The organism is Chitinophaga sp. (assembly GCF_017745275.1).
Classification (GTDB): domain Bacteria; phylum Bacteroidota; class Bacteroidia; order Chitinophagales; family Chitinophagaceae; genus Chitinophaga.
Genome location: NZ_JAGHZS010000009.1, coordinates 43,499 through 57,741 on the forward strand (window position 1 = coordinate 43,499; position 14,243 = coordinate 57,741).

The window sequence follows — 14,243 nt, forward strand, 5'->3', positions numbered from 1 at the left end:
CGCTACCACAATATTCCAGCCAGGAGGAAGCCTACTGCCACGGAAACCGCTACGCTCACAATACCCGGTATCATAAAACTATGGTTCACGAGAAACTTGCCTATGTGTGTACTGCCGGTGCGGTCAAAGTTAATCGCCGCCAGCAGCGTAGGATAGCCGGGTAAAACGAAATCCCCATTCACCGCGGGGAACATGGCTACCAGGTGAGGAGGAATAATGCCAAGCGACAGCCCCAATGGCATCAACGCCTTGGTAGTAGCGGCCTGGCTAAAGAGCAGGATGCTCAGGAGAAATAAAGCAATGGCGAAAGTCCAGGGAGCAGAACGTACCATGTCTCCCAACGTATGTTCTATCACCTCCGTATTCGTTTGCATGAACGTAGCACTCATCCACACCACACCAAAAATAGAGACCACCGCCTGTGCACCGGAATTAAACAAACTAGCCTTCGCCACTGATGCCGCGGAAGTTTTGCACAGCAGCATAATTGCGGCAGCTGCTGCCAGCATCACTAATTCTATCACTGCTGCCATCTTCACATTACCCACGCCATCTACCGCCAGGTTGCTGACGCCGGGGCCGAAAGAAGGCAGCATCGCAGGAAAAGCGCCTACCAATACAATTAACAAAACCGCCAATCCAAAAATTAACACGGATAGTTTTGCGCCCGGCAGCAACGGCGCCTCCGCAGATTCCTTATCAGCATTAATACTGGCTGCAAATTCAGGGTCCTTCATTTTTTCGAGAAACAACGGATCTTTGTCCAGCTCCTTCCCCATCTTCCAGCAAACCACCACACCGGCCAGGGTACCAGCCAACGTTGCAGGAATACATACTTTCAAAATTTCCAGCAGCTCCACTTTACCACTGAGAATAGTCAACAACGCCGCAGTAGCCGCAGATATAGGGCTGGCGGTAATCGCCAGGTGAGAAGAAATCACAGAGATGCTCAGGGCTCTCTCCGGACGGATTCTTTTTTTGGTAGATACTTCTGAAATAATGGGCAACAGCGAATACGTAATATGCGCAGTACCCGCAAACAGTGTAAACATATACGTGACCAATGGTCCCAGCAGTACAATCAGTGATGGCTTGCTACGCAATATTTTTTCGGCCAGTCGTACCAGGTAATCCATTCCACCGGCTGCCTGCAAAGTAGCGGCAGTAGTTACTACCGCCAGTATAATCAGCATCACATCAATCGGTGGATCGGCAGGCCGCATGCGGAACAGGAATATATAAATGGCCAATGCCACCATACCCATCACTCCGAGGCCAATGCCTTTCATACGGGCACCTACCAGGATAGCCCCCAACAAAATTGCAAATTGTAACCAGATCATATGAAGCGTGTATATATGATGATTAGCTGTTCTTATACTGCAGAGCGGCTACGGCAAAGGATGATGCCGGGACAAAACAGGCAGCCAGCCGGCATAACCGGGTGACTGCCTTCCTGTTTTTATTGTATAAATTGGGGTCTGATCAGGTTGTCAAAAGTGAAGATCTCATCCCATTTTTCTTGTGTTACCCACTTCTTTTCCTTTACTGCGAGGTCATGCACCGACTTGCCTGTTTCCAGCGCTTCCCTTGCAATAGCAGAGCATTTTTCATAACCGATAATAGGGTTCAGCTGCGTTACAATACCAATGCTATGCATCACCATCTCTTTGGTGCGGTCCGCATTGGCGGTAATACCCACCACACATTTATCTTTCAGCGTTTGACAGGCATTATTCATATACGTGATGGCGGTAAACAATGCAAAGGCAATGGTAGGCTCCATCACATTGAGTTGCAGTTGTCCTGCTTCTGCAGCCATAGTGACCATCAGATCAGCGCCAATCACATAAAACGCCGTTTGGTTCACTACTTCCGGTATCACGGGGTTTACTTTACCCGGCATGATAGAAGATCCCGGCTGCATAGGCGGCAGGTTAATTTCGTTTAAGCCTGTACGTGGGCCGGAAGATAATAAGCGGAGATCATTACATATCTTGGAAATCTTCACAGCTGTGCGCTTTAGCACACCGGATAATTGTACATAAGCACCGGTATCATAGGTAGCTTCAATGAGGTCGCCCGCCAGGATGAGGTCCAGGCCGGTGATAGCCGCCAGGTGTTTGGTCACCAGTTCGGCATATCCTTTCGGTGCATTTACGCCGGTGCCAATTGCTGTGGCGCCCATATTGATTTCAGAGATCAGGCGTTTGCTTTCTTCTACACGTGCCAGCTCTTCATTGATGTTAGTAGCAAAGGCTTTGAATTCGTCGCCCATGCTCATCGGAACGGCGTCCTGCAATTGGGTACGACCCATTTTCAGCACATTCTTAAATTCATCTCCCTTAGCGGCAAAGGCGTCTGCCAGTTGTCCGAGGGTAGCTTTGTACCCGTTAAGCTTATTGATAAGGGCTATACGAAAAGCGGTAGGATATGCGTCGTTAGTGGATTGTGAGCAGTTGACGTGGTTGTTGGGGTGACAAAATTCATATTGTCCCTTTTCTTTGCCCATCATTTCAAGCGCCACGTTAGCGATCACTTCATTAGCATTCATATTCACGGAAGTACCGGCACCGCCCTGTATCAGATCACTCAGGAACTGGTCATCAAATTCACCGGCAATCACGCGATCACTGGCCTTAATAATATATTCCGCAATATTTTTATCCAGTACACCAAGGTCACGGTTGGCCATCGCTGCGCCTTTCTTTACATAGCCTAACGCCTGTACGAAAATAGGTTCTACCTTGAGCGGAATTCCCGTAATATGAAAATTCTCAATTGCACGCAGGGTTTGAATACCGTAATAGACGTTTTGTGGTATTTCTTTTTCACCAAGGAAATCGTGCTCAATTCTCTTTGCCATATTTAAAGTAATTTAGGCTTGAAAGTTAAACGCATTTAGAACAATGAAACAATGCGAATTGTTTTATTTTATCTTAAAGAGATGCGCTTTTGTTAGTTGTTCACCTATTGTTCATGATTAGTAATTCATAATTTTCCATGATCTACCGCCTTTCACTGGTTTGTTTTCTATTTTTATTTTTCGGGAGAAATGTTGCTGTTGCCCAACACCTCCAACCTCATTTTAATGCATCTGAATATGCGGAACTATTGAAAATGGCTGACCGGATGGTTGATACCCCTTGGACGAAAGTAAAAAGTAATCCTCCCCGCGATTGTGAAATGGTATACCGTGCCGCCATATCAGGGTTGGAGAATCGCTGGGACCTGTGGAAACGAAAAGACGGTGTGGGCATCATTGTTATCCGTGGTACCGTAGGCACCAGTACATCGTGGCTGGAAAACTTTTATGCAGGTATGATTCCGGCAAAGGGCACCATAAAGCTCAACGATAGTACCATCATTCCCTATAAAGTAGCGGAAGATCCCAAGGCTTATGTACATGCAGGCTGGATGCTGGCCGTAGCAGCAATGGGGCCGGATATGATCCGTAAAATAAATGAATACTATCAGCAAGGCATACACGAATTTATCATTTTCGGTCATAGCCAGGGTGGCGCCATCTCTTTCCTGATGCGTTCTTACTTTGCCTATGCCGACGGCCTGCCAAAAGATGTAGTATTTAAAACATATGCCAGTGCAGCACCAAAGCCGGGCAACCTTAACTACGCTTACGACTATGATTATATCACCAGGGATGGCTGGGGACTACGCGTAGTAAATGCGCGCGACTGGGTACCGGAAACACCGTTTTCACTGCAAACCACCCGTGACTTCACCGCCGTAAATCCCTTCTCTAATATAAAAGCGTCAATGAAGGATCAGAAATGGGCCATCCGCTGGGTGCTCAATTATATGTACGGGCGGCTGGATCGTCCTGCAAAACGCGCCTCCAGGCGTATGCAGCGGATCTTAGGGAAGTTTGCCTATACCCGTGTAAAAAAGATACTGCCGGAGTATCAGCGCCCGGATTTTGTTACCAGTCACAATTATACGCCGGCAGGCACGCCCGTTATTTTATACCCGGTACAGGGATATGATGAAAAGTTTCCGTTTGACGGCAAAAACATTTTCAGGCATCATATGTTAGATCCGTACCGCTGGGAACTGGAACAGATCTATCATGTAGATACCCATTAATCATTACCGCTTTTCTCCCCGGTAAACCAATGTTCCTTATCCCTGAACAATACGTTGAAAGTAGTGAGTGAGCCATAGATACGGGTAATATATTGCTGCAGATTTACCTTCTCTTCGTCGGTGAGTATTTTGTGGCTGTTGATGTTTTGCTCCAGCACACGAAGGCGGTCCCGCAGCATCACTATTTTATGGAAGAAGGTGTCAATGGGCAGTTCTTTCGCTTTCAGCGATGGATCACCGGGCTGAAGGATGAGGTTCCCCCCTTTCCAGCGATCACCCAATGGCACTACTTCGGTAATGCCTCCCCATAAGCGCAGAATTTTCAGCAACGATGTTTCCACCTCTGAAGCTGTTTCCACTTCAGGGGTGGTATTTTCCGCCACCAGCACCTCAAAGAGTGGATCTGTTTTATCGATCATCTTAATGCCATGGTCCATAAACGTAACGCGGTACTGTGCGTATTTTACTGCTACAACTACACCAGGGCCATAATGTGCATGCTGTACCCTGGAGCCAACGCCAAGTGTGAGTTCTTCTTCCATTGCTTGATTTTTTCCCAAAATAAAGAAAAGCAACTAAATAGCATAAAGCCGAAAGCATAAAGCAAAAAGCCATTGTAGCGAATGATTAAAGCGTAGAATTTATAAATATCCGCTCTGATCATTCGCTACAATGGCTTTTTGCTTTATGCTTTCGGCCTTCTGCTTTCCGCTACTCTTTTACCTTATTCAGGAAGTAGGATAACTTAAACAACAGTTCATCCTGCAAACCTGCGCGTAGCTTGGCTTCCTCATCAGTGATGCCTAAGCGGCGCAAGCGCTGGTAGTATACATAAGAGCCACCAATGAGTTCCAGGCATTCTGTTATTTTAGTTTTTACCTCTGCTTCTTTGGAGCGTTTTTCGAATTCTTTTTTAGTAAGAATTTTATCTACAAAGTAGAAGTTATCTTTATCTTCTACCCACTTTTTACCTTCTCTGTGCTGCGGTTTATACACTTCGAGGTAGCAGTTGTCGAGTTTTAATACATCTCCAAATTCTGCGCGTATATCTATCACCGTTGGTTTTTCAGCGGCGGGATTAGCCAACCGTTTTTTAATATGGTTACTGATGGTAACACCCAGTTCATCGCTGCTCATCAGGATCTGGTTCAGTTCTGAAAACTCCAGGCTGATGGTGATGCGGGCGTAGCCTCTGCCACTTTTTATCTTACCAAATAAACTGGGAGTGGTTTGTTCATCAAAGATGATGTCTTCTACCTGTACTTTGGTAATGGTTTTATAATTCGGTGTATAGCCTTCTTCCAGTGGTGTGGCGCGCTTGTTCACCAGGCGGGAAGGTTCCTGGCGGCGGGTGAATTGTATGAATTCATCAATAAAACGCAGCTCATGCTTTTTCAGTTTGGCATACAGCTCATGCGTAGTATGATTGTGTATTTTACTCAACAGCATCAGGTCATTCCAACTGTCGAAATGCTGCATTTTTTTCAATTCATCCAGGATATCTCCCGCTGCCATGTTACGGCGATAGAAGAGTTCTCCAATGAGAAACAAAGCGTATTCCTGGGCCGGGTATCCCAGTTCAGGCAATACATCATAGGGACTGCGTTTTTGGTCGCGTCCACTTTCTAAAAGATCAATATCTGACATAACCGGTGCCAAAAGGTACTTACGTGCTGCCGCACGCAGTTTCTTACTCACATAATCCACTAATTGATCACTTACGTGTCCATGATGCACAAAGTCGTGCAGGATTTGCACAAAGCGCCGTGATGCAGGCAATCCAAATTGTGAAAGAATATCGTTTTCCATGTCCAGCACGTCCTCAAAACCAGGCTCCTCCTTTCCAGGCTTCACCCGTTGATCCATTTGCTGGTAACGCTGATAGTACTCCTGCAACTTCAGTTTAAGCTGATCCATAATGTATATACAATTAAATATTAAATACTTATTTTAAACTCTATTAGCGCATCGCAATTTTTAAAAAAATTTTCGCGCTGGTTAACATATCCAGCCTAAACAGGCCGCAAATTGCCGAAAACACGGGCGCGCGGATGCTTTGAAAACAACACACAGTTGATTACCAACAACTTATAAAAATGGGAATGGAATGGGAAAGTGCGCAAAGATACAATATTTTTTGAAGGAGCAAAAAGCCGGAGGGATAAAGGGAGCAGCGGCTATTGCGAATGATAAGCGTGTATAAATAGCTGTTTTTTGCTATCATATATAACCAGGCAGATTTGTAGCACAAAACACAGTAAACATAAGCCTGCAAAGGGAATTGACCAGCCACAACCCTGCTTCCGCAAGTCCCTCTTAACTCTCCGCCTGGTACGTTTTTCACTTGAAAAATTATTCACATGTATAATAGGCTGAAAATTTTTTATTCAAAGTATTTGGAATTTAAAAATAGTTTCGCTTATCTTTGCACTCCCAACAACGGAAATACGGTGGTTGTAGCTCAGTTGGTTAGAGCATCAGATTGTGGTTCTGAGGGTCGAGGGTTCGAAACCCTTCAATCACCCAAAATGTAAAAAGGCTTCTGTAAAAAGAAGCCTTTTTATTTTAAGGAATTAATTTAATAATAGCCTTGAATACACTGAAGCGCTGGCCTTCTCCGCTGTACATTGCCACGCCTGCTTACGAGGAAAACCCATCCTCCATTGCATTACCCAAAGAATAAAAGCCTGCAAACAGTGCTATCAAATCATCTCCTTCCAACACTCCTGTTGTTTCAACAACACCTTCAAACGCTCTGTCAGTAATAGGCTCCTTCCAGGAAGTACGTTCACCGATATGAAAAGAATATGTGAATTCCACCCGGTCCTTTCTTATCTGATACTTGTAATATCCCCATGTATCTCTATCAAACAGGGAAGATTTCAACTTAATTTTCCGAAAAGTATATCGCTGGTCATTTAATAGTATACTGCTGCCATTTTCCAGAGCCCTCCATCCATCATGTCTGAATTCACCCATAATTTTATCCGTATAGGCATCTACGATACACATGCGCTGAAAAAACGATTCTCCGGCGCGCTTTATGTTCATCCGCATTTCACCGATATAAAAAAAACCTTGTGATGGATGGTAGTAAACCTCTCCCACCAACTGCTCTTCCATTGTGTAAACACTAAAAAGCTGATGCTTTCCTGTATTGGCAAACCCATTGTGATAACCAGCTACAATCATTCTTTTGGTGAAATAGTACTCCATAGGCAAAGGATAATTTCCTAAATTTAAAACAGTTTCCATTCTTTCAAATACTTGTTTTGCATCGCAATACCTACATTTGTGCAAACATGAAACTTAATCACTCATAATGATCTTTCTCCTTCCTCTCCTCGCTGCAATCATTGGCTGGCTCCTCAATAGTCTTGCGCTTACCCTGTTTTTCCGCCGTGTTTTCCCTAAAAGACAAGCTCAACTAGCCAACAGTATTGGTTCCATTGTAGGTAAACAATTGTTTTCTTTTAATGATATCAAAACCAAACTCACCGATCCGGAAAAGATCAAAAAAATTATTCCACTGGTAGAAGCTCACCTGGATACTTTTTTACGGGAGAAGTTACCAAAAGCAATGCCTGTGCTCTCCATGTTCATCGGCGACAGTATCGTGAACCAGATTAAAACCCACCTGGTAGCAGAACTGGATACCCTGTTCCCTTTAATGATCGGTCAATACCTCGATAACGTACAACAGGAACTGGACCTGGAAAAAATTGTTTCACAGAAAATTGCCGGTATCTCTGCGCAACAATTTGAAACAACCGCCAACAACCTCCTGAAAAATGAGCTGCAAAGCTTTAAACTCCTGGGCGCCATCAGCGGATTGATTACCGGCTTAATCTGCGTAGGTATCTCCCTGCTATAACTAATTTAAAATAACTCTGTTAACTACTGTTAAATCGCTTAATCTGTTAACTACTGTTAAGACCTCTTAGCGGCCGTTTTTGCAATTTCCTGCGGACAATCATTCCGCTCATCACAATCTCAAACCATTCATACCAGCACCCCGATACATTTGTCCTTATCTGAGCAAAAAGTTGGATAAAAAAAGAAAGGGATGAAAAAATGCTATATCATGCTGGCGGCGATACTGCTGTGGCAAACAGGCGCCTTTGCACAAGCGCCTAAACCAGCAGGCACACAGCAGGGACAAGGACGACCCAACATGCCACAAATCGGCCATTTATATGGCAAACTGGTAGACGCTAAAACTGGAAAGCCCATCGAATATGCTTCCGTTACGCTACTCAAACAACGGGATTCCTCACTGATCACCGGCATGCTCACCAAGCCCAACGGCGATTTCAGTCTCGAAAACCTGCCCTTCGGCCCCATGATACTACGGGTTAACTTCATGGGATATACGAACCTGCAGAAGAAAGTACAGATCACTCCTCAAACAACTGAGCAAGACCTCGGCAATATAAAGCTGACACAAAACGTAAAAACACTGCAAAGCGTAGAGGTAACCGGGCAAAAAAGCGCGTTCACCATGGGCATCGATAAAAAAGTGTTTAACGTAGACCGTAATCTCAGCAGCGTGGGCGGCACCGCACAGGATGTACTGAAAAACGTTCCGTCTGTAAATATAGACCTGGATGGTAATGTGACCGTACGGAATGCGGCACCTACCATTTTTGTAGATGGGAAACCCTCTACCCTCACCCTGGATCAAATCCCCGCAGATGCCATCGAAAGCGTGGAACTGGTGACCAATCCATCTGCAAAATATGATGCGGAAGGTATGTCAGGTATCCTGAATATTGTGTTGAAGAAAAACCGTAAAGCCGGCTTCAACGGCGCTGTCAACGCAGGAATAGGCACCGGCAACAAATACAACGGCGGCGGAAATATCAATATCCGCCAGGGAAAATTCAATGTGTTTGCCAACTATAACATCAACGCCAACCGTAACTGGGCCGACGGTACTACTGATCGTAGTAACTATCGCAACAACGCGGCAGCAGATACCAACTACCTGTTCCAGAACAGTAACAGCACCAGCAAACCCATGTTCCAGTTCGGAAGATTCGGCGTAGACTATATGCTCGACAACCGCAACACCATCTCCGTAGCACAAAACATTGTTGCCGGCGATTTTAAAAATACAGAAGATCTGCTCAGCACCTTCTCTGATAAAACACATACCATCACCGGTAAGAGCGATCGCCTGAACAATAACAAATTCAGTTTCCGGAACTACACTACTACCCTGAGTTTCAAACATACTTTTGCGCAACCCAATAAAGAATGGACCGCAGATATCAACTATAATAAAAGCTCCAACAGCCGCAATGGCGACTACCTGACACAGGCGCAAAACCCAATGGGCACGCCACTCGGACAGGCCATGCTGCAAAATAATACCAGCGATGGTAAAACCACTTTCATGACCTTCCAAACGGATTATACCAATCCCGTTGGGAAAAATGGTAAGCTGGAAGTAGGCGCCAAAGCTACCATACGTGACTACACCAGCGCTTATAATGTATTTGACAAAGACACCATCACCGGCACATTTGTGCCTAACCCGCTGCTATCTAATCATTACAAATACAACGAGGAAATATATGCCGGCTACGCCAACTTTGCCAATACCATCGGCAACTTCGGCTACCAGGCAGGTTTACGCGTAGAACAATATGTATACGCCGGAGAAAACGAAGGCACTAAATACAAACCCACCAAAGCCGTACCCGGTTTGTATCCCAGCCTGTTCCTCTCTGAAAAGTTAAAACACGACCAGGAACTGCAGCTCAACTACTCCCGCCGCGTAAACAGGCCGAATTTCTTTCAACTGATTCCCTATCGCGATTACAGCGATCCGCAAAATCAACGCGAAGGAAATCCCAACCTGAAACCGGAGTATACCAACAGCTTTGAATTTTCCTATGTAAAAAACTGGGGCAATAGCAATTTCCTCGGTAGCATTTATTTCAGGAATACTAACAATATGATTTCCACCATCAGCACCCCTATCGGCGCAGATACCCTGCTGACGCAGTATATCAACGCCAACCGGAGTAACTCCTACGGTGCGGAATTAACGATGAAGAACCAGATCATTAAAGGTTGGGACGTTACCAGCAATGTAAACCTGTATCAAACAGACATGAAGGTAAATACCAATGGACATAACTTTAATAACAATGGCTTTAGCTGGTTTGCTAAAATAAATTCAGAAACCAGGCTGCCAGCTAACTTTACCTTCCAGGTAAATGCAACGTACCAGGCACCTACTATTGCATTGCCGTCTTCCGGCGGCGGTGGTGGTGGTGGCCGTGGTGGCGGCGGTGGTGGTGGATTCAACCAGATCCCCTCTTCTGCACAGGGTACCATCAAAGGCTTCAGCACCGTAGATGTAGCCTTAAAAAAAGACTTCCTGAAAAACAAAGCTGCCTCTGTAACGCTGAGTTTGTCCGATGTATTCAACACCCGCCAGTACGAACTCAACCAGGTGTCGCCGGAGTTTGCACAGGATTATATCCGCAAACGTGAATCACGTATACTTAAACTGAATTTCAGCTACCGCTTCGGTAAATTCGATGCTTCGCTGTTTAAAAAGAAAAAGAGAGATCAGGGAAGCGACACGCAGATGGGCGATCCCATGCAGAGCTTCTAAAAGATAAAGATGGTGAATGCAAACCACAGGCCGGCAAGTCGCGCTACAGCGTGGCTGCCGGCCATGTTTTTTTAGCTACCACTCATCATATTTCGTCAACGTTTACGCTTTCGCCTGTTACTTTTATGATGTTGTTGTATCACTTATAAAGTTGCTAAATCCACGCATGCGAAATTTTCTATTCCTCATGTTCGTGCTGACAGTTATGTCTTATAACGTCAACGCCCAAACGACTGCTCCGGTTGCATTAAAAGTCACGGGAAAAGTAGCGGATATTGTCACCGCAAAACCCATCGAATACGCTTCTGTTGTATTACTTAAACAAGCTGACTCCAGCATGGTAACTGGTGCGTACACCACTCCTGCCGGCACCTTTACACTCAATAATATTGCTCCCGGCATCTATATTTTACGCATCACCTTTATGGGATACGAAAAACTGGAGAAAGCGATTCGTGTAACAGAAGGGAAAAATACACTGGCCGGCACCCTGCGCCTGCAATCTGCCGGGAAGGTGTTAAATGCCGTGGAAATTAAAGCAGAAAAGCCCGCCTTCTCTATGCAGATAGATCGCCAGGTATTTGATGCCGGCAACATGATCAATGCAGAAGGAGGAACGGGAACGGATATACTAAAAAATATTCCCAGCGTAGACGTAGACATCGACGATAACATTACCCTCCGGGGAAAAAGTGTAACCATCTATGTGGATGGCAAGCCTTCTCCTTTCGGTGACGCTAAAACAGCGCTGCAAATGATTCCCGCAGAAAGCATTGATCGCGTGGAAGTGATCAATAACCCTTCGGCGAAATTTGAAGCGAACGGCAGCGGTGGTATTATCAACATCGTACTAAAAAAAGATAAAGCCTTTGGATATAACGTGATGTTCAACGCCGGCGGCGCCACCCGCGGCGAAGCCAATGGTAGCGTAAATGCCAGCCTGCGGATGAGACGCTTTAACTTCTTCGGCAACTACAACGGCCGCTACGAAAACGTAAATGGCAGCGGATTTAGCTCCCGGCAGAACCTGGTAGCCGACAGCAGCCATACGTCTTTCTTCACCCAATCCAGTAAAAACGAAAACACCAACAGCAACAATGGCGGCCGATTTGGATTTGACTATTTTTTAGATGACCATAATACCTTCACCATCTCACAAGGTATCAACCGCAGCAGAAGCGATAATGAGGACAATATCTACCTCAACTACATGGATGAAAAAAAAGAAACGCTGCGCTACGGCAACCGTAATAACAACAGTAATAATTACAGCAGTAACAATAATACCAACCTGAACTACAAACACACCTTTGCTAAAGAAAACCAGGAGCTAACAGCCTACATCAGCTACAGCGGTAATAAAAGCAATGGTAACAGCGGCTACAACACCCAGTATCACTACAAAGACACAGATACCCTGCCCAATGCTGACAAACAACGAAACAACAGCAACAACGGCAACCGCTTCTGGAATATACAATCAGATTATACATCGCCCATGGGCAAAAAAGGCAAGCTGGAAGCAGGCGTGAAAGCCACGATGCGGCATATCGATAATAACTACATTGCTTCCCTGTACGACTGGTCCGCCAAAGATTACCTGGTAAGTTCCGGTTTATCTAACCAATACAATTATGAAGAAGATATTTATGGCGGCTACCTCAATTTCGCCAATGCCATCGGCAATCTCGGCTACCAAGTGGGCGTACGGGCAGAGCAATCATTCCTGAAGGGCTACTCGGTGACCAGGGACACCACTGTCAACAACCGGTTCTTTAACCTGTTTCCCAGCGTATTCCTGAAATATAACCTGCCGAAAAATCAGAACCAGAGCCTGGTATTCAACTACTCTACCCGCATTGACCGGCCCAACTTCGACCAGTTACTGCCTTATATCAACAACTCCGATCCGCAAAACATCCGGACCGGTAACCCGGAGCTGCAGCCGGCTTTGTCGCATAAATTTGAAGTGAGCTACTCCGTATATTATCCAAAAACCAATAATTACCTGAGTACCAGTACCTACTATGCGCAAACCAATGATAACATTGACCGCATCAGTACCCTGGACACCATTTCCGGTGTTACCACCACCAAACCCATGAACCTGGCCACCCAGCAAAATATAGGCGGAAACGTATCTTATAGCCTAAACCTCAGCAAATGGTGGAAGATATGGGCAAACCTGAACCTGGAATATAATAAGCTCACCAGCATTACCGTCAATAACGAAAACTTCAGCTACGGACTAAACGGTAATACCCAATTTCGTTTACCCGGCAGGGTGAGTATCGAGCTGGGCGGTCACTTCCGCTCTCCAAGAATACAGCCCCAGGGTACATTTAAAGCCATGAATGGCATGGACCTGGGCGTTCGTAAAGAGTTCCTGAAAAACAAAGGCCTCGTGGTAGCCCTGAATATTTCCGACATCCTGAATACACAACAATTCAGCTCACATTACGAAACGGCTACTTTTATACAGGACTATGACCGTAAAAGGGCCACCCGCTTCATCCGGCTGAACGTCCGGTACCGGTTTGGCAAAATGGATCCTAACCTGTTCAAGAAAAAGAAACCACAACCCGAAGAAGAAGAGAAGAAAGAAGAGGAGAAACCGAAGGAAGGAACAGGGAGATTATAAAGAGCAGAAAGCAGAAAGCATAAAGCAGAAAGCAAAAAGCTATTAAAGCGAATGACAAATGCGGATGATTAACTTAATATCCACTTTGGTCATTCGCTTTAATAGCTTTTTGCTTTATGCTTTCTGCTCTCCAAACTATTTCTTTCCGGCCAGCATGGGCACAAAAGAAAAGTTATCGAACAGTTCCTGTTCATTCTCTGTTTCGCTGATTTTAGTGATCCGCAGCATACGCTGGATTTCCTGCCCGCCTACGGGGATCACCATTTTACCACCCACTTTCATCTGCTGCAGCAGCTTTTCGGGGATATGCGGTGCGGCCGCGGTCACCAGCACTTTATCAAAGGGTGCATAAGTAGACAGCCCCTCGTAACCGTCTCCATAAAACAGGCGGAGGTTGGGGTACTGCGACTTAAAAGGAAATGACTTTACCTGGTCAAACAGCTTACGTTGCCGCTCTATGCTAAAAACATTGGCTTTCAGCTCTGCCAGCACACAGGCCTGGTAGGCGCTGCCGGTACCGATTTCCAGCACTTTCTCATAAGGTTTTACTTCCAGCAACTGGGTCTGGTAAGCCACCGTATATGGCTGTGAAATAGTTTGGCCCTCCCCGATAGGGAAAGCCCTGTCGTCATAAGCTATACTTTCAAAAGCCGTATCAAGGAAAAAATGCCTGGGAATATTGCCGATAGCCGCCAATACGCTTTCATCTGTAATACCTTTCTGACGAATACTATCAACTAACTGTTTGCGTAATCCTTTTTGTTTATAAGTATCTTCATACCGCCTCATGGCCGCAAAATTAACCATTACGGGACGATTTTCAATGTATTTTGAAATCTGTAATTTCACACATTCCGTTTTTTATTT

The 14,243-nt window shown here is 45.4% G+C and carries 10 protein-coding genes and 1 tRNA gene; 5 read left to right on the top strand and 6 right to left on the bottom strand.

The window, feature by feature from the left end:
- Positions 1-2: 2 nt before the first annotated feature.
- Positions 3-1,343, bottom strand: coding sequence for an anaerobic C4-dicarboxylate transporter (locus tag J7623_RS25325; RefSeq protein WP_291925906.1), 1,341 nt, complete (start codon positions 1,341-1,343; stop codon positions 3-5).
- A gap of 119 nt (positions 1,344-1,462) precedes the next feature.
- The gene (gene aspA / locus J7623_RS25330) at positions 1,463-2,866 is read right to left on the bottom strand and encodes an aspartate ammonia-lyase (protein WP_291925910.1); all 1,404 of its coding nucleotides are present in this window, start codon (positions 2,864-2,866) and stop codon (positions 1,463-1,465) included.
- A 266-nt stretch (positions 2,867-3,132) separates the two neighbouring features.
- Here aspA and J7623_RS25335 point away from each other — a divergent pair, with 266 nt between their 5' ends.
- Positions 3,133-4,104 carry a lipase family protein gene (locus J7623_RS25335; RefSeq protein ID WP_291925913.1) on the top strand — a complete coding sequence of 324 codons (972 nt, stop codon included), beginning with the start codon at positions 3,133-3,135 and terminating at the stop codon, positions 4,102-4,104.
- Here the strand turns inward: J7623_RS25335 and J7623_RS25340 are convergent.
- Both J7623_RS25340 and J7623_RS25345 read right to left on the bottom strand, forming a co-directional pair.
- Complete coding sequence (locus J7623_RS25340) at positions 4,101-4,646, bottom strand: hypothetical protein (protein ID WP_291925916.1); 546 nt, start codon at positions 4,644-4,646, stop codon at positions 4,101-4,103. The two genes, J7623_RS25335 and J7623_RS25340, sit on opposite strands and share 4 nt — an antisense overlap.
- Before the next feature lie 169 nt (positions 4,647-4,815).
- Positions 4,816-6,021, bottom strand: coding sequence for a hypothetical protein (locus J7623_RS25345; RefSeq protein ID WP_291925919.1), 1,206 nt, complete (start codon positions 6,019-6,021; stop codon positions 4,816-4,818).
- 533 nt (positions 6,022-6,554) lie between these two features.
- Between J7623_RS25345 and J7623_RS25350 the strand changes: the two genes are divergently transcribed.
- Positions 6,555-6,628 (top strand) — tRNA-His (locus J7623_RS25350).
- 116 nt (positions 6,629-6,744) lie between these two features.
- Here the strand turns inward: J7623_RS25350 and J7623_RS25355 are convergent.
- On the bottom strand, positions 6,745-7,359 hold the full coding sequence (locus tag J7623_RS25355; RefSeq protein ID WP_291925922.1) for a hypothetical protein: 615 nt from the start codon (positions 7,357-7,359) through the stop codon (positions 6,745-6,747).
- Between the two features lie 67 nt (positions 7,360-7,426).
- Here J7623_RS25355 and J7623_RS25360 point away from each other — a divergent pair, with 67 nt between their 5' ends.
- The 3 genes from J7623_RS25360 to J7623_RS25370 all read left to right on the top strand — a co-directional run bounded on the left by J7623_RS25360 (position 7,427) and on the right by J7623_RS25370 (position 13,376).
- Entirely contained in the window at positions 7,427-7,978 is a 552-nt protein-coding gene (locus J7623_RS25360; RefSeq protein WP_291925925.1) for a hypothetical protein, read from the top strand.
- Positions 7,979-8,170: 192 nt separating this feature from the next.
- Positions 8,171-10,735, top strand: coding sequence for a TonB-dependent receptor (locus J7623_RS25365; protein ID WP_291925927.1), 2,565 nt, complete (start codon positions 8,171-8,173; stop codon positions 10,733-10,735).
- Between the two features lie 166 nt (positions 10,736-10,901).
- The gene (locus J7623_RS25370; protein ID WP_291925929.1) at positions 10,902-13,376 is read left to right on the top strand and encodes an outer membrane beta-barrel protein; all 2,475 of its coding nucleotides are present in this window, start codon (positions 10,902-10,904) and stop codon (positions 13,374-13,376) included.
- A 135-nt stretch (positions 13,377-13,511) separates the two neighbouring features.
- Here the strand turns inward: J7623_RS25370 and J7623_RS25375 are convergent, their stop codons facing one another.
- Positions 13,512-14,225 carry a protein-L-isoaspartate(D-aspartate) O-methyltransferase gene (locus J7623_RS25375; protein WP_291925932.1) on the bottom strand — a complete coding sequence of 238 codons (714 nt, stop codon included), beginning with the start codon at positions 14,223-14,225 and terminating at the stop codon, positions 13,512-13,514.
- Between the last annotated feature and the right edge of the window lie 18 nt (positions 14,226-14,243).

Coding starts and splice junctions, on each gene's coding strand:
- J7623_RS25325 (WP_291925906.1), bottom strand. CDS start 1,343: ATGATCTGGTTACAATTTGCAATTTTGTTGGGGGCTATCCTGGTAGGT.
- aspA (WP_291925910.1), bottom strand. CDS start 2,866: ATGGCAAAGAGAATTGAGCACGATTTCCTTGGTGAAAAAGAAATACCA.
- J7623_RS25335 (WP_291925913.1), top strand. CDS start 3,133: ATGGTTGATACCCCTTGGACGAAAGTAAAAAGTAATCCTCCCCGCGAT.
- J7623_RS25340 (WP_291925916.1), bottom strand. CDS start 4,646: ATGGAAGAAGAACTCACACTTGGCGTTGGCTCCAGGGTACAGCATGCA.
- J7623_RS25345 (WP_291925919.1), bottom strand. CDS start 6,021: ATGGATCAGCTTAAACTGAAGTTGCAGGAGTACTATCAGCGTTACCAG.
- J7623_RS25355 (WP_291925922.1), bottom strand. CDS start 7,359: ATGGAAACTGTTTTAAATTTAGGAAATTATCCTTTGCCTATGGAGTAC.
- J7623_RS25360 (WP_291925925.1), top strand. CDS start 7,427: ATGATCTTTCTCCTTCCTCTCCTCGCTGCAATCATTGGCTGGCTCCTC.
- J7623_RS25365 (WP_291925927.1), top strand. CDS start 8,171: ATGAAAAAATGCTATATCATGCTGGCGGCGATACTGCTGTGGCAAACA.
- J7623_RS25370 (WP_291925929.1), top strand. CDS start 10,902: ATGCGAAATTTTCTATTCCTCATGTTCGTGCTGACAGTTATGTCTTAT.